Source organism: Leptolyngbya sp. O-77, from assembly GCF_001548395.1.
Classification (GTDB): domain Bacteria; phylum Cyanobacteriota; class Cyanobacteriia; order Elainellales; family Elainellaceae; genus Thermoleptolyngbya.
This window is the reverse complement of record NZ_AP017367.1, coordinates 718,144-732,879: the sequence shown is the minus strand read 5'-3', so window position 1 is coordinate 732,879 and position 14,736 is coordinate 718,144. Positions and strand designations below refer to the sequence as shown.

General features: G+C 59.1%; 16 protein-coding genes. 7 read left to right on the top strand and 9 right to left on the bottom strand.

Going from position 1 to position 14,736, the window contains the following annotated elements:
• Positions 1–2 precede the first annotated feature (2 nt).
• From rsmG to O77CONTIG1_RS03150, 5 genes are all read right to left on the bottom strand, one after another.
• Positions 3–803 carry a 16S rRNA (guanine(527)-N(7))-methyltransferase RsmG gene (rsmG, locus tag O77CONTIG1_RS03170; protein WP_068507992.1) on the bottom strand — a complete coding sequence of 267 codons (801 nt, stop codon included), beginning with the start codon at positions 801–803 and terminating at the stop codon, positions 3–5.
• Positions 804–850: 47 nt separating this feature from the next.
• Positions 851–1,507, bottom strand: a complete 657-nt coding sequence (locus tag O77CONTIG1_RS03165) for an ABC transporter ATP-binding protein (protein ID WP_068507990.1) — start codon at positions 1,505–1,507, stop codon at positions 851–853.
• 73 nt (positions 1,508–1,580) lie between these two features.
• Complete coding sequence (locus O77CONTIG1_RS03160; protein WP_068507988.1) at positions 1,581–2,474, bottom strand: ketose-bisphosphate aldolase; 894 nt, start codon at positions 2,472–2,474, stop codon at positions 1,581–1,583.
• Between the two features lie 46 nt (positions 2,475–2,520).
• Positions 2,521–2,901 (bottom strand): DUF4188 domain-containing protein, encoded by a 381-nt coding sequence (locus O77CONTIG1_RS23240; protein ID WP_286132512.1) that lies wholly within the window; start codon positions 2,899–2,901, stop codon positions 2,521–2,523.
• A 41-nt stretch (positions 2,902–2,942) separates the two neighbouring features.
• Complete coding sequence (locus tag O77CONTIG1_RS03150; protein WP_068507987.1) at positions 2,943–3,782, bottom strand: prephenate/arogenate dehydrogenase; 840 nt, start codon at positions 3,780–3,782, stop codon at positions 2,943–2,945.
• A 121-nt stretch (positions 3,783–3,903) separates the two neighbouring features.
• Between O77CONTIG1_RS03150 and O77CONTIG1_RS03145 the strand changes: the two genes are divergently transcribed.
• Complete coding sequence (locus O77CONTIG1_RS03145) at positions 3,904–5,439, top strand: helicase C-terminal domain-containing protein (RefSeq protein WP_068507984.1); 1,536 nt, start codon at positions 3,904–3,906, stop codon at positions 5,437–5,439.
• Between the two features lie 37 nt (positions 5,440–5,476).
• Here O77CONTIG1_RS03145 and dmeF read toward each other — a convergent pair whose 3' ends face one another.
• Positions 5,477–6,523 (bottom strand): CDF family Co(II)/Ni(II) efflux transporter DmeF, encoded by a 1,047-nt coding sequence (gene dmeF, locus O77CONTIG1_RS03140; protein ID WP_068507983.1) that lies wholly within the window; start codon positions 6,521–6,523, stop codon positions 5,477–5,479.
• A 140-nt stretch (positions 6,524–6,663) separates the two neighbouring features.
• Entirely contained in the window at positions 6,664–7,149 is a 486-nt protein-coding gene (locus O77CONTIG1_RS03135; protein ID WP_068507981.1) for a hypothetical protein, read from the bottom strand.
• 47 nt (positions 7,150–7,196) lie between these two features.
• Between O77CONTIG1_RS03135 and O77CONTIG1_RS24130 the strand changes: the two genes are divergently transcribed.
• The gene (locus O77CONTIG1_RS24130) at positions 7,197–7,334 is read left to right on the top strand and encodes a hypothetical protein (protein WP_156434890.1); all 138 of its coding nucleotides are present in this window, start codon (positions 7,197–7,199) and stop codon (positions 7,332–7,334) included.
• A 64-nt stretch (positions 7,335–7,398) separates the two neighbouring features.
• Here the strand turns inward: O77CONTIG1_RS24130 and O77CONTIG1_RS03130 are convergent, their stop codons facing one another.
• Both O77CONTIG1_RS03130 and tatA read right to left on the bottom strand, forming a co-directional pair.
• Entirely contained in the window at positions 7,399–9,324 is a 1,926-nt protein-coding gene (locus O77CONTIG1_RS03130; RefSeq protein ID WP_068507980.1) for a hypothetical protein, read from the bottom strand.
• Between the two features lie 763 nt (positions 9,325–10,087).
• Positions 10,088–10,258, bottom strand: a complete 171-nt coding sequence (gene tatA, locus O77CONTIG1_RS03125) for a twin-arginine translocase TatA/TatE family subunit (RefSeq protein WP_068507978.1) — start codon at positions 10,256–10,258, stop codon at positions 10,088–10,090.
• Positions 10,259–10,499: 241 nt separating this feature from the next.
• On the opposite strand from tatA, the gene bioD reads away from it, so the two are divergent.
• The 5 genes from bioD (at position 10,500) to O77CONTIG1_RS03105 (ending at position 14,475) form a co-directional block, all read left to right on the top strand.
• The gene (gene bioD, locus O77CONTIG1_RS03120; protein WP_068507976.1) at positions 10,500–11,186 is read left to right on the top strand and encodes a dethiobiotin synthase; all 687 of its coding nucleotides are present in this window, start codon (positions 10,500–10,502) and stop codon (positions 11,184–11,186) included.
• Positions 11,187–11,268: 82 nt separating this feature from the next.
• On the top strand, positions 11,269–12,147 hold the full coding sequence (locus O77CONTIG1_RS03115) for an aldehyde dehydrogenase family protein (protein WP_286132511.1): 879 nt from the start codon (positions 11,269–11,271) through the stop codon (positions 12,145–12,147).
• Between the two features lie 13 nt (positions 12,148–12,160).
• Positions 12,161–12,577: a hypothetical protein gene (locus tag O77CONTIG1_RS27705; protein ID WP_286132510.1), complete on the top strand. Its 417-nt coding sequence runs from the start codon at positions 12,161–12,163 to the stop codon at positions 12,575–12,577.
• Between the two features lie 37 nt (positions 12,578–12,614).
• Positions 12,615–12,935 (top strand): MGMT family protein, encoded by a 321-nt coding sequence (locus tag O77CONTIG1_RS03110; protein WP_068507973.1) that lies wholly within the window; start codon positions 12,615–12,617, stop codon positions 12,933–12,935.
• A 226-nt stretch (positions 12,936–13,161) separates the two neighbouring features.
• The gene (locus O77CONTIG1_RS03105; RefSeq protein ID WP_068507971.1) at positions 13,162–14,475 is read left to right on the top strand and encodes a branched-chain amino acid ABC transporter permease; all 1,314 of its coding nucleotides are present in this window, start codon (positions 13,162–13,164) and stop codon (positions 14,473–14,475) included.
• Positions 14,476–14,736 lie beyond the last annotated feature (261 nt).

The following is a 14,736-nucleotide window of genomic DNA, read 5'->3' as shown; positions in this document are numbered from 1 at the left end:
CGCTATTCCAGGGGCTTCTGGCTGGGAACCCCAACCGGACGGGGAAACTCCGCCGGGGTAGGCGCAGTTTTTCGCAAATACAAACAGTGGCGGGCGGCACGGCTGATCGGCGTGGTGAAGGGGGCGATCGCCTCCAGTTCCCCGCCCAATATCCTCAGCACCGGCCTCAGCGCAGCAGTTTCCGCCTCACTCCACTGCCCGCGATACAGCACCGCCACCCCGCCTAGCTTCAGCAGCGGCAGCGCATATTCGGCACACACCGCCGCCGGAGCCACTGCCCGCAGCAGCGCCCCGTCATACTGTTCGCGGTGTTGCGGAGCTTGCCCCACCGATTCAGCGCGATCGCAAAGGGTCTGGGCATTTTGCACCCCCACCTGCACCAGCACCGTTTCCAAAAACGCCAGCTTCTTGCGCGTCGAATCCAGCAGCGTTACCTGAGCCTGGGGCAAGGTCAGCGCGACAGGAATACCGGGGAAGCCTGCGCCGGTGCCGATGTCGATCAGCTGCTGGGAGGATGGGAGTGCTGGAGGAGTCTCAAATGTGCTGCGCCTCTCACAAGCCCGGACTCCCAGCCCCCACTCCCGAACCCCCACCAGTCCACTCATCGAGTCCCACAGATGCTTTTCCCAAAACTCTTCGGGGTCGGTGATGCGGGTCAGGTTGAGGCGCTGGTTGCCGTCGAGGATGTGGCTATAAAGCTGCTGGAATTGGTCTTGCTGGGCGGGAGTGGGCTGCCAGCCGAGGGTTGTCTGCCACAGTTCGGGCAGGGTGGGGAGCGTAGGGAATGACGCAGCGTGGCTCATGCTAGCTCATGCTAAAGGAATCGCAGTCGGCGGCTAGGCGTTGGCAGTTAGGCGCTGGCAGTGATGAAAAGGGACGGTTCGACGGGCTGGAGTTGGCCGTGGTGCAGCGTCCAGCAGCGGTCGGCGATCGCCGCCAGTTCGCTGGCATCGTGAGACACCACCAGCAGACACCAGTCTTGCTTGAGCCGCGCCAGCACGCTCACCAACTGCTGCCGCATCGACCAGTCCAGCCCAGCGGTGGGTTCGTCGAGCAGCAGCAAAAAGGGCTGGCGAATCAATTGCACAGCAAGGGCCAGTCGCCGCTGCTGGCCCCCGCTGAGGTCGCGGGGCGACGTGCCCAAAGACAGGTGATCCAGCCCTACTTCCTGGAGCGCGTGATGGAGGCGATCGCGGCTCAGTTCGGGATGGCCCAGCCGCAGTTCTTCCAAAATCGTGCTGCCGCAAAAGTGCCGCTCTGGAAACTGAAACACCAGCCCCGCCAGTTCCCGCAGATACTCCGGGTTCAAGTCCTGGTCGCGCCAGCGGATCGTGCCCGACGTTTTCTTGGCCAGCCCGCTGAGGATTTCCAGCAGCGTGCTTTTACCAGAGCCGCTCGGCCCCACGATCAGGCCCAACTGCTGCGGAGCCATATCCAGGCTGATGTTATTCAGAATCGGGCTGGGCGTGGTGGCGGGATGATAGCTAACGTCGCGCAGATGAAGCATTTGGGAGGGGGCAGGGGTTAGGGGTTAGGTTCTGTCTTAAAAGTTGATTTTTCGGACGCTTTTAAAACACACACTAGGACTGAGCCTGGAGGAGCATGGCGGCGTAGGGAGTTTGATGCTGATGGGCTTTGCCGTCGGAGCCAAACAGACGGATCTTTTCCATGATGACCGATCGCATGGCGGCGATCGCCTCTCGCGTGACATCCAGCAAGTCTCGCTCATAGTCGCCGCAGACCTGCCCCGCCAGCGTCGCCATATACGCCTGCCGCACCTCAGTATTGACGTTAAACTTGCACACCCCCAATTGAATCGAGCGGCTGATCATCTCTGCGGGCAAGCCCGATGCGCCGTGCAGCACCAGCGGAATCGAGAGCCGCTGCCGGATTCGCGCCAGCCGATCAAAGTCTAGCCGGGGCGGGCTTTTATATTCCCCGTGGACGTTGCCAATCGTCACCGCCAGCGCGTCTACCCCCGTCGCCGCCACAAATTCCACCGCCTGATCCGGGTCAGTCATTTTGGCTTCCTTTTCGGCAATGGTCAGCCCGTCTTCGGTGCCGCTGATCCGCCCGATTTCCGCCTCGACCACCGCGCCATAGCGGTGCGCCAAGGCCGTCATGTCGCGGGTAAAGGCAAGGTTCTCGGCGTAGGGCAGGGGCGACCCGTCCGCCATAACCGAGCGCATCCCCGCCGTCAGTGCGTCCTGAATGTCGGTAGCTGAGGTGCTGTGGTCGAGATGGACTGAAATTGGAACCGATGCGGCTCGTGCTGCTTCGAGACAGAGCGCAACGAGGGGCGATCGCCCATACTTCAGCGCACTCGGATGCAGTTGCAGCATCGCCGGACTTTGCAACGCCTCCGCCGCCTCCACCACCGCCTTTACGCCCTCCAGGTTATAGACATTAAACGCACCAATGGCGTAAGCATTGCGCCGCGCTGTCTCCAGGAGTTCTTGGGTCGAGGTGAGCATGGTTTTTGGGATAAGGCGATGAGGAGCGGGAGAGGGATTGTGTTTTTTACCTCATCTCATCCTCCCATGATCCCGCTGACTTTACCCGCTCCCGCGCCCGCTCTCCCCGCTGACCCACGGGCATATGCTCCGTCGCCGTCCCCAGCCCAAAGACAGGCATATTGACATAGATCGCTTCGTATTGCCCCGGCTGAATCAGATAGGTTTCGTGCCAGATGCCGACGCTGCCATCGCTGCCGACGGCTTTGTTAAACGATTGCCATGCAGGGAGGTGTGGCTCGGCGGGGCTGCGAGCAAACCGTTCCAGGTCTTCAAACGATCGCCAATAGGACATCATCATCACGCCCAGTGGAAATAGCCGAAAGAAGCTCTCTGCGCCCAAAAAGCCCTTTTCGCCTGGTGCGAAGCGGCGATCGCCCTGCTGCAATCTTGAGGCTGCAATCTGGATAGCGAAGACTGACCAGCAGGCTAGCGAAGAAACTGGGGGCGGGCCTGCTGCGTTTGCTGGAGGAGCGCTTCCAGGGCTGGCCAGTTTTGGGTTTCGACGTGGTGAATCATTTGGTCGAGGCGATCGCGGTATTGATGCAGCCCGTGCAGCAGCGCCGTCTGGTTATATTTCGCCATCATCACGCCCAGTTCGGGGTTGCCGCCGCCCACCCGACTGGTATCGGCAAAGCCAGAGCTGGCAAGGCATTGTGCCAGTTGCAGCACCGCTGCATCGGGTTCCGCGAGGCAAGCCGCAATCAGCCCCGCGCTGACCATGACAGGCAGATGGGAAATCAGGGCAACGGCGCGATCGTGGGCGACGGGCGGGCACTGATACAACCGCGCCTGGAGCGATCGCACCAATTCCGCAACTGTTTCCAAATCGGCGGGTGGGGTGCTGTCGATGGGGGTCAGCACGTAGGGGCGATCGACAAATAAATGGCGCTGGGCGGCCTCCAGCCCGCTTTCGGCCGTGCCCGCCATTGGGTGTCCACCGACAAAGTGGGGCCAGCGGGGGGCGATCGCCTCTACAATCGGCTGCTTCACTGATCCCACATCCGTCAAGATGGCATCGGGCTGCAAGTGGGGCAGCAGCGCCTCCACCGTTGCCGTCATTGCCCCCAGCGGCGTACACAGCACCACCACCGCTGCTTCTGCCATCAGCGCTAGGTCAGGACTCGCCCGATCCACCACCCCCAGGGCGATCGCCCGCTCACAGGTTTCCGCCCGACGGCTGATGCCCAAAATCGTGTGGCCGAGCGATCGCCAGTCCAACGCCAGCGACCCACCAATCAGCCCCAGCCCAATAATGCCAATCTTCACAGCCCGCGCTCCGTTCGGTAAGGGAACAGCCCCGTTATTCTAGCGGGTCAGCGGGATGGGGTGACGGGATGGGTGAGTATGTCACAATGAAGGACAGTTCACCGGAGAATGAGACCAGCGCGTGATCGAGGTCGAGGTTCATCAACAGCTACGGGCGTTTTTGCGGGCGCAGGGCGAACCCTACTGGCCCCATCATTTGACGATGGCGCGGCTGGTGGCGCGGGCCCTGCGACTGGGGCGCAGTGCGCTGGTGCAGGCGGGTGCGCCGTCGGGCTATCACGGGCGCTATCGACTGAGCTATTTGATGCCCGCGCTGCTGTGGCCCGAAGCGACGGTGCTGGTGGCTCCGGAGGCAGTGCAGCAGCGCCTGCTGATGGTGGAGATTCCCCGGTTGCGCCAGTGGATTCCGGCGACCAAGGCCATTCGCGCGGGCGATCGCCTCCCACAGGACGGGTTTCAGGGTTTGCTGCTGACCACGCCCCAGTCTTGGCTGGCAGATCGGCTGCGAAATGAGGAACGCTTTCCCGCAGCAGTGCCAACCATTTTTGACGGAGCAGACGATCTAGAGCGCTGGGCCCGGCAAGAGTTAACCATTACGCTCCGTCCTGCCGACTGGGACGCGCTGATGCTGGCCTGTCCCAGCCAAACAGAGCCAATTCGAGATGCGCGGGTGCGGCTGACCCGTCAGTTGTTTCAGCATCCAGCGAATCCCTACGAGTGCTATCTGCTGGATGCAACTGAGCTAGAGGTGCTGACCGAACTGGCGCAGCGGCTTGCGGAGGAAACCACAGCACTGCCCGATGTCTGGCGACAGTTTTGGCAGCACTATCAACAGCCAGCACAGATGCTTTGGGCAGATGTAAACCGTCGGCTGGGTCAGTTTGCGATCGCCTGTGCGCCCGCAGACCTAGCAGAATTCCTGCACCCAGTATGGACGCAGCAGCCCGTCGTCTTGGTAGGCGGCGCAGTAGATCAGGAAACCGATGCGGAGATCTATCGACAGCGAATTGGGCTGGAGGACGTGACCTGTCTCAAGTTTTCGCCCGATCGCCAGCATGAGCTGATTCACCTCTACCTGCCCGATCGCTTTCCGCTGCCCAACACGCCCCAGTTTCAGCCCGCGCTGATGAGCGAACTGCGGGCGATGCTGGCGGCCAGCGTGGCGCAGCAGGGGCTGACGGTGGTGCTGGTGGGCGACGTGCCGCTGCGATCGCAGCTCGGGTCGCAACTGGCAGCAGAGTACGGCTCCCGCGTGCAGGTGGAAAAAACCTGTCTGGATGAGCGCGGCATTTTGGTCTGCGGCTGGGAGTTTTGGCGAGAGCAGCAGGCCGTGTTGCCCGCGCCCAGCCTGCTGGTGATTACCACGCTCCCGATTCCCTCGTTGGAGGAGCCGCTGGTGTCTGGCCGCGTTGCCTACTACAAACAGCAGCGCCAGGACTGGTTTCGTCTGTATCTGCTGCCCGAAGCCCTGAGCGAACTGCAACGGGCGATCGCCCCCGCCCGCGAGTCTCAAGGTGTAGTCGCCCTGCTCGATACCCGCGTCAACTACCGCAGCTACGGTCAGCAAGTCCTCGCTGCCCTGGCTCCCTTAGCACGGATTAATTACCTCGATGCCAGCCTTTTTCGACACCTCGAAGGCATGGGCATTTTGGAATAGCAACGTCCTAAAAGGCGTTTGGGCTGAGGATGCAGCCTCACAGCGCTTTAGACGGCAGACTCATACAGGCCTCTCCCTGGCAGGGGTTCACTTCGACGATGACGTGAGAGAGCGCAGGGATATGTTTCAGCAGGTTTTTGTAATGCTCCGGCGGCTGCGGCTCGTGGGTAACCAGCGCAACGGTGGCGGCCAGATGCACCGGGCTGACGTTCCACACATGCAAATCGACCACCCGATTGTCCGCATCGGCTTCGATGGCGCTGATCAGGTCTAGCCGAACGGTTCGATCGGTTGCGCCGTCTAGCAAAATGGCTCCTGTTTCTTGGATCAGACCATAGGCCCATCTGGCGATCACTCCTGCGCCGACGACTCCCATGATTGGATCGAGCCAGGTCCACCCGCCAAATTTGCCCGCTAACAGAGCGGCGATCGCCAGCGTCGAGGTCAGCGCATCTGCCAAAACGTGAACATAGGCGGCCCGCAAGTTGTGGTCGGTATGGAACGAGTGCGCCCTCTCTTGCGGAAGATGCGGCTGGTGAGAATGGGCAGCAGGGTCGTGGGAATGACGATGAGAATAATCGTGGGAATAATCGTGGGAGTGATCGTGGGAATAATCGTGGGAATGGTCGTGGGAATCTTGCAACAGAACAGCGCTGACCAAGTTCACCCCCAGCCCCAGCAGCGCCACCCAGAGGGCTTCATTAAATTGAATCTCCTGGGGCTGAAACAGCCGATATCCCGACTCGATCGCCATCAGCAGTGCCACCACCGCCAGGGCGATCGCACTCGTAAACCCACCCAGCACGCTAACCTTCCCCGTGCCAAAGGTGTATTGGGGATTGTTGGCCTGTTTCCGGGCGTATTGGTATGCAAAAACCGTAATCCCAAACGCTGCAACGTGGGTGGCCATGTGCCATCCATCGGCCAGCAGCGACATGGAGCCAAACAGGGTTCCCGCTGCAATCTCAGCAATCATCGTGACAGCAGTCAGAACCAGCACAATTTGGGTCTTGCGTTCTGCCCGATCCTGACGGAGCAAAAAGTCGTGCGGGTGTTGCCAGGGTTCCAGGGTGTGAATGTGCATAGCGCTAACCAGGTTAAACGGGGTCTTGATCGCTCAGGGCTGAAGGGCTGAGCCTGATTCCAGCCTACCAATTTCCTATTGCTCACAGATCCCACTATTCAGCCTACGGTAGCGGAGCCGCCCCCGATCCAGCCCATCGGCTATGGTTTCTCTGCTTCCGATTTCAGCGCTCGATCCAGCACTGTCCTCGCCTGCTCTGCCTGGGCGCGGGCTTCGCGATAGCGCAGGTTTGCCTGGGCGTAGGTTTTTAGCACTTTGAAGCCTTCTTTGAGGCTGGCGATTTCTTCTTCGCTGACGACCTCATCGGTAAACAGCGTGTCGATCTGGGTGCGAATTTTCAGGGCTTCGGCACGAGAGGCCTGCACCCGCAGCTTCAGGGTGGCCAGGTTGCTGAGAACCTGCACGGCCTGAGTAATTGCGTCTTCGTCTTCGGTGTTTGTCAACACAGGCTCCTTGACTTCGATAAACTGGTGCGGCCCGAAGCCGTCGGATAGATCGGTGGGCAAGTTGCCGGATTCCATTAGCTCGATGAGCTGATCCATTGCTTTGTCGCGGGCTTTGGCTGAGTCCTTGCCGGGAACGGTCAGGATGATGTCGGGGCTTTGGGCAAGCGTATATTGCACCATAGGGCTTGGGGGAAGTGAGTAAAGTACTAATGTACTAATTTTACTCGATGAATGGTTCGCACGTTGGGTTTGCGCCAGGGCTGGTCTGCTGGGCGATCGCCCTTCTCAGAGAACCCACAGTCCAGCCGCAAACCCACATAGCAAAGCGATCGCCCCACCTACACACCCAACAAGCAGGAATGTAAGGGCGATCGCTTCAGAGCGTAGCGCAAAATTCTTAGAACAGAACAGCGCTTTCCCAGACGGGAATCAGGCGATCACGAAATTTTTGGGCTGCACCGCATCCAGCGACACGTTTCGCAGCGTCACTAGCGTTATGAAATCCAGCCGCAGCCCGTTGCCGTCGCGGTCGATTTTCACCTCCGTATTCGCGCCATTTTGCACCAGCCGAATGAACTGGTTGTATTGAGCTGTGGGGCTGGGCGCAGCGAAGGTGGGGCTGCGGAAGATGCCGCGCAGGTCAATGCGATCGACCGCTTCAAAGTCAGTAATGATATCGCCTGCGTCGTTCAGGTTGTTATAGACAAACATATCGATGCCCTGCCCGCCCGACAGCACATCGGCTCCGCGCCCGCCAATCAGGATATCGCCGCGCTTGCCGCCCTTCAGCGTGTCGTCGCCGTTGCCGCCCACCAGCTCATCGCGCCCGTCTCGCCCGATCAGGCTGTCATTGCCTTCACTGCCAAACAGGCGATCGTTGCCCCGCTTGCCATCTACCACGTCGTTGCCCCGTTTGCCGCGCAGGATGTCGTTGCCCGGTGTGCCCGCAATGCGGTCGTTGCCTGCGGTGCCGTTGCGGGTGATGCCCGCTGGGCCGTTGTTAAAGTCGATGGGTTCGATGGGGGTGCCCAGGCTCACGTCGATGCGATCGCCCACATAGCGCCGCACCGAAAAATCTCGGTCAAAGAAGCCCACATTGGTTCCCACCAATACCACGTTGCCATCGGGCTGGAGCGCAATATCAGCATTATTGTCTGCCGCATCCAGATCCGTTGTAACGCGCCCGTTGCCGTCGAAGCTGTTGTCTAGGGAACCGTTGCTGTTATAGCGCAGCAAGGCCGCCCTGCCATCGCTCACCGCCAGCACCAGAATCTTGCCGTTGGGTTGCACCAACACCTTCTTTGCCGTGCTGTTGTTGCCCAAGCTAGTCGTGACGCGCCCATTGCCATCAAAGCTAGAGTCGAGGCTGCCGTCTCGGTTGTATCGCGCCAGGGCGACCCGTCCGCTGCTCGTCCCTGCTACCAAAATCTTGCCATCCGACAGCAGCACGGCATCTGTCACCGCATCGACGGTCGTAAAGAAGCCGCCAAAATCAGTAGTTCGCACGCCCGATCGCCCAAAGCTGCGGTCGAGCGACCCGTCGGAGTTATAGCGGGCGATCGCAAAATCATCGCTACTCGTCCCCACGGCGATCAGCTTGCCGTCGTTTTGCAGCAGCACCTTTTGGGCGATCGAAAACGTTGTGCCACTGCCGATGCGCGTCCGCACAATGCCCCGACTGCCAAAGTCTCGATCAATCGACCCATCCGTGCGATAGCGCACCAGCGCAAACGCCGAGCCGTCGGTGCCCGCCACCACAATCTTGCCGTCATTTTGCAATAGCCCATCGCTGACCTGCGCGGTGGCTCCCAGGTTGGTCGAATTGCGCCCATTGCTGTCAAAGCTCGTGTCGCGGGAACCGTCCGTGCGATAGCGGGCCACGGCAAAGCTGTTGCCGCTAAAGGTGCTGCTGCTTTGGCCAATCACCAGAATGCGACCGTCGTTTTGCAGCAACACTTTTTGAACCGTTTCTGTAGCCCCAAAGTTGGTAGACTGGCGGCCATTTCCGGCAAAGGAACTGTCAAGCGAACCGTTGAGATTGAAGCGGACAATGCCAAAATCGCCATCGCTGTCGCCCACCATGATGAGCTTGCCGTCGGATTGCAGCACTGCATCGCGCAAAACCTGCGTGCCGCTGAAGTTCAGCACGGTTCTGCCGTTGCCCGCAAAGCTATTGTCTAGGGAGCCATTCGCTGTCAGTCGGGCCGCCGAAAAGCTGCCACTGCTGTCGCCCAGCGCCAGAATTTTGCCATCGGCTTGAACCAGCACTCTGCGAGCCTGGTCGAGGCCATCTAGCCCAAAGGTGATGCGGCCGTTGCCATTGAAGGTGGTATCGAGTTTTCCGGGAGTTGACATACTGAAAGGAAAGTTTGGGTGAAAAGTGATTGAAGGGACGTGCGCTTTGAGATCAGGAAATCAGAAGGGCAGAGAAAGAAGCGCCAAAAATAAAGAAGTGTAAAAGCTAATAGAGAAACGGGCAGAGGAGGCAGTTAACCTCGCCGCCTCATGTTTTAGCGCGTGTGGGTCAGTTTGCTCTATCCCCTGACAGCATGATTTCCGAAAACTGCCCGATTGCAGGATTGATTACCTGTAATGTCTTGGAGGAGCCTCGATTTTTCCAGCGAAAGCGCTAGAGGACGGAACATATGATGGATTTGGGCGATCGCAGGTTCCCGTTCGCTCCTCAATGCACCAGGGTTTCTGTTGGAAAAGTCTGTTGGAGCAGATGGGCGACGTTCCCAATGAGTGATTGCTGATCGTAATCAGTCCGAAATCAGTACAAAACCAGTTATTCGATGCGATAAACGCAAGACTGCCCGCTGCACGATGATGCCTTCTCGAACGGAACTGACCTGTCGCACTGCCAAAAGCACTTGCAACATTCCCAGCGAGATTACCCCTGACTCTGCGGCAGGGTTCAGCAGCTTTACAGTTTCTATGGCTTTTTTCAGGGGCTTTTTTCAGGAGCTTTTTTCAGGGGCTTTTTAGGGCTTTTACCCGCGCTTGGCAGAGCAATTTGCTAATTGCCATATCGAGTGCATCCGGCGATCGCTCAATCCGTTCTCGGATTGCCTCTGAGGTAATGCCACTTTGATCGGCCAAATCTGGACTTTGGGGGCTATTCTTCCAGTTCGCGATCGCCCTCTTCGTTTACCTTGCTCATCTCTTCCTTGAAGCCCCGCAGCGTCTTGCCCAAAGCGCCACCCAACTCAGGGATCTTTTTGGGCCCAAAAATAAGAATTGCAACGACTGCAATAATGGCAACCTCGGGCCAGCCCAAACCAAACATGACGCTTTCCTGCCAGTCATTCTGTTTTCACTATACGGGAATTGTCGGGCATCGCGTCGCCAATCTGTCAGCCATTCAACGCGCCTTGCGTTGCAGATATGCAGATAGGAGTATCCCAAAGGGCATCTGAAATTCATTCTCGGACTGTCTTGACCCCTGCGATATAATGTAGGTTTTTGCTGGGAAGCATTCTGCCCCAGTTTTTTTATCAGTAGCTAGAAATTGTCACTAGGAGTTGGTCTTGAGTGCGCTTTTGATCGCAGCGACGGATTCAGATACGGGAAAAACAGTGTTGATTTCGGCACTGGCGGCCTACTGGCAGGCCCACAGCGGCGGGCGATCGCTCGGCATTATGAAACCAGTGCAGTCTGGCAAGGGCGATCGGGAACTCTATCAGCGCCTTTTCCCGCTCAACCAGTCCATCAGCGAGATCAACCCCATCCACTTTGACTCGCCGCTAGCGCCGCCCATTGCCGCCAACAAAGAAGGTCGCCACATCAGCCTCGATAGCGCCTGGCACACCTTTGAAACCCTCTCCAAACAAAAGGACTGGGTGCTAGTTGAGGCGCTGGGCAGCCTGGGGTCGCCCATTACCCACGAAACGACTGTCGCCGACCTCGCCTGGGACTGGCGCATTCCCACCGTCCTTGTCGTGCCGGTAAAACTGGGGGCGATCGGGCAAGCCGTGGCAAACGTCGCCCTGGCCCGCCAGTCCCGCGTCCACATCAAGGGCATTGTCTTAAACTGCGTTGCGCCCTGCACCCAGCAGGAGATTGACGACTGGGCCCCTGCCGACCTGATCCAGTCCCTCACCCAGGTTCCCATCCTCGGCCTCATCCCCCATCTGCCCGACCCCACCGACCTCAGCCGCCTCACCCAAGCCGCCTCTGACTTGGCGCTTGAACGGTTGATGCCAATGCGGGGATAGTGGGTGAGAAGGGCAGGAAGTCGCCTAAGACCTGGCTCCCAAATCCAAAATCCGAAATCTAAAATCTAAACCCTAATCCTCTATGCTCACCTCTACCCCTGACCTGAAAACCCTGGCCCAGCAGACTCGATCGGCGGCGCGGCGGCTGGCGGCGCTATCGGGCGAGGCGCGAAATCGGGCGGTGGAGGCGATCGCCCTTGCCCTGGAAGCCGCAGCCCCAGAGATTCTGGCAGCCAATGCAGCAGACTGTGCGGCAGCGCTAGAGGAGGGGCTGGCGAAACCGCTCTACGGGCGGCTGAAGCTGGATGAAACCAAGCTGCGCGGCGTGATAGCGGGCGTGCGCGATGTGGCGCGGCTGGCTGATCCGGTGGGGCAGGTGCAGCTTCATCGAGAACTGGACACCGGGCTGGTGCTAAAGCGCATTACCTGTCCCCTGGGTGTGCTGGGCGTAATTTTCGAGTCGCGGCCCGATGCGCTGGTGCAAATTGCGTCGCTGGCGATCAAATCGGGCAACGGCGTGATTCTCAAAGGCGGGCGGGAAGCGGTGCGCTCCTGCGAGGCGCTGACGAGGGCGATTCACCGGGGGCTGAGTTCGGTAGACCTAGACCCGGCGGTGGTGCGCCTGCTGACGACGCGGGAGGAAACGGTGGCGCTGTTGGGGCTGGATCAAGAAGTGGATCTCATTATTCCGCGTGGCTCCAATGCCTTTGTGCGGTTTGTGCAGGAGAATACGCGGATTCCGGTGCTGGGCCATGCCGACGGCATCTGCCACCTATACGTCGATCGGGCGGCCGACGTGGCCCAGGCGGTGGGCGATCGCCCTCGATGCCAAAAACCAACTATCCCTCCGCCTGCAATGCCATTGAAACCCTGCTGGTGCATGAGGGCGATCGCTTCTGAATTCTTAGCCGCAATGGTTCCAGTTTTTCAAACAGGCGGGCGTAGAACTGCGCGGCGATGACCGCACACAGGCTTTGGGTGGCGCTGCCATCAAGCCTGCCACGGAAACAGACTGGGCAACGGAATACAGTGACCTGATTTTGGCGATTCGCGTGGTGGATTCGCTGGAGGCGGCGATCGCCCACATCAACACCTACGGCTCCCGCCACACCGAGGCGATCGCTACACAAGATGACGCAGCCGCTGCGACTTTCATTTCTCAAGTGGACGCAGCAGGCGTGTTTCACAACTGCTCTACCCGCTTTGCCGACGGCTTCCGCTATGGCTTTGGCGCAGAAGTCGGCATCAGCACCCAGAAAATGCCGCCCCGCGGCCCTGTGGGGCTAGAAGGTCTGGTGACCTATAAGTATCAGTTAGTGGGCGATGGGCACATCGTCAACACCTACAGCGGCGAAAACGCCCGCCCCTTTACCCATCGCGACCTGGCCTGAGCCGTCACCCACGCTTCTGCGCTGAACCCTGAAACTGATGAACACGTATCAGGTGATCTACGACATCGTGCGGCAGATTCCCCACGGACAAGTGGCGACCTATGGGCAAGTGGCGGATCTGGCGCAACTGTATGGTAAGGCGCGGCTGGTGGGCTACGCGCTCTATCGGGTCGATATGCAAAATTCCGACATTCCCTGGCATCGCGTCATCAACGCCAGAGGCGAAGTGTCTGAATCGCCGCTGCGCTACGGTACGGATTATTTGCAGCGATCGCTCTTAGAAGCAGAGGGTATCGAGTTTAGCCCAGAGGGAAAGGTGGATTTGCGGAGATATCTGTGGCGGCCGGGGGGAGAGTGAAGGAAGGAAGAACGAAGAAGGAAGAACGAAGAAGGAAGAACGAAGAAGGAAGAACGAAGAAGGAAGAACGAAGAAGGAAGAACGAAGAAGGAAGAACGAAGAAGGAAGAACGAAGAAGGAAGAGGGAGGAACGTTTCATTTTTCACTCTTCGTTTTTCGTTTTTTCCATCTCTCCCTCCTCTTCCCCAACCTGCTATTCTTCAAGAAAGCTAATTCCCGACTGCTCATGGAAGGGTTTGTTGTCTCGCTAGTGATCTTTGCGGCTATCTTTGCCATTTTTGCCCTGGGGCTGAATCTGCAATGGGGGTTCACGGGGCTGATCAACTTTGGGCAGGTCGCGTTTATGACGATCGGAGCCTATGCGACGGTGCTGCTGAGCTTGCAGGGCGTGCCGCTGTGGCTGGGGGCGCTGGTTGGGGCGGGGCTGGCGGCGCTGCTGGGGCTGGGCATTGGCTTTGCGACGCTGCGGCTGCGAGAAGATTATCTGGCGATCGTCACGATTGGCGTGGCGGAGATGGTGCGCCTGATTGCCGAAAATGAGGATTGGCTGACACGGGGAACCTTTGGACTTCAGGGCTTTCCGCTACCGCTGGCGACTTGGAACCCCAACTGGCTGGGGCGATCGCTCATGGTGGTGATCCTAACGGCGATCGCCGGGTTGGCCTACTGGCGGTTCTGGCGCTGGCTGCGGCAAACGGTGAAGTCCATTCCTCCAGCGCACTTGACCAACGGCGTGGCCCTGTCGCTGGGCTACCTGCTGTCTCTGACGCTGCTGGTGATTGGGTTGGGTTATGTCTCTAGCACGCTCAAGCAACTGGGCACGGTTCCTTATTGGCTGCTGGGCGCAATGCTGCTAGTGGCGATGGTGGCGCTGGTCTGGCTTTATGTGTGGCTGGGCAAGCTGGCAGATGCCAGAATTCCTGCCTGGTCTAACAGCTTGGGAACGGTGGCGGCGCTGGTCTGCGCGGCGCTGGGCCTCTGGGTCTATGGCTATTCCGCCTCGGCGCTGTATCACTACGACCGCAACCCCAGCAAAGCCGGGCTGATGCTGGTGTCGGTGGTGCTGTTGGCGCTGATCTTTTGGGGATTGGAGCGGTTGGTGCGATCGCCCTGGGGCCGCGTCCTCAAAGCCATCCGCGAAGACGAAGCCGTTGCCCGCGCTCTGGGCAAAAACGTCTTCGCCTACAAGCTGCAATCTCTGGCGATCGGCGGCTTTTTGGCGGGCATCGCGGGTTCCCTTTACGCCTGGCAGCTCACCACTGTCTATCCCGACAACTTCCAGCCCCTCGTCACCTTCAACGCCTGGACGATTGTGGTGTTGGGCGGCGCAGGCAATAACGTCGGCACGATTCTGGGAGCCGCGATTTTCTGGGGCTACCAAACCGTCACTCGCTTCTTTTTGCGCGACGTGATTCCCCTCGACGATGCCCGCCTCGGTGCATTCCGCGTCATGCTCATTGGTCTGCTGCTGATGATCCTCATGGTGTGGCGACCGCAGGGCATTCTGGGCAACAAGGACGAGCTGACCCTTGGGAAGTAGGGAGGAAAGAGAGAAGAACGAAGAACGAAGAACGAAGAACGAAGAACGAAGAACGAAGAACGAAGAACGAAGAACGAAGAACGAAGAACGAAGAACGAAGAACGAAGAACGAAGAACGAAGAACGAAAAACGAAGAACGAAAAACGAAGAACGAAAAACGAAGAACGAAGAACGGAACTTCTTCTCTCTTCTCTCTTCTCTCTTCTCTCTTTCCCCCTCTCCCCCTCTCCCCCTCTCCTATCTCTCCAACATCCCACCCCA

What these genes read in the sequence shown, in the direction of transcription:
- rsmG (WP_068507992.1), bottom strand. Translation starts at nt 803, where the DNA reads ATGAGCCACGCTGCGTCATTCCCTACGCTCCCCACCCTGCCCGAACTG.
- O77CONTIG1_RS03165 (WP_068507990.1), bottom strand. Translation starts at nt 1,507, where the DNA reads ATGCTTCATCTGCGCGACGTTAGCTATCATCCCGCCACCACGCCCAGC.
- O77CONTIG1_RS03160 (WP_068507988.1), bottom strand. Translation starts at nt 2,474, where the DNA reads ATGCTCACCTCGACCCAAGAACTCCTGGAGACAGCGCGGCGCAATGCT.
- dmeF (WP_068507983.1), bottom strand. Translation starts at nt 6,523, where the DNA reads ATGCACATTCACACCCTGGAACCCTGGCAACACCCGCACGACTTTTTG.
- O77CONTIG1_RS03135 (WP_068507981.1), bottom strand. Translation starts at nt 7,149, where the DNA reads ATGGTGCAATATACGCTTGCCCAAAGCCCCGACATCATCCTGACCGTT.
- O77CONTIG1_RS24130 (WP_156434890.1), top strand. Translation starts at nt 7,197, where the DNA reads ATGAATGGTTCGCACGTTGGGTTTGCGCCAGGGCTGGTCTGCTGGGCG.
- O77CONTIG1_RS03130 (WP_068507980.1), bottom strand. Translation starts at nt 9,324, where the DNA reads ATGTCAACTCCCGGAAAACTCGATACCACCTTCAATGGCAACGGCCGC.
- tatA (WP_068507978.1), bottom strand. Translation starts at nt 10,258, where the DNA reads ATGTTTGGTTTGGGCTGGCCCGAGGTTGCCATTATTGCAGTCGTTGCA.
- O77CONTIG1_RS03115 (WP_286132511.1), top strand. Translation starts at nt 11,269, where the DNA reads ATGCTCACCTCTACCCCTGACCTGAAAACCCTGGCCCAGCAGACTCGA.
- O77CONTIG1_RS03110 (WP_068507973.1), top strand. Translation starts at nt 12,615, where the DNA reads ATGAACACGTATCAGGTGATCTACGACATCGTGCGGCAGATTCCCCAC.
- O77CONTIG1_RS03105 (WP_068507971.1), top strand. Translation starts at nt 13,162, where the DNA reads ATGGAAGGGTTTGTTGTCTCGCTAGTGATCTTTGCGGCTATCTTTGCC.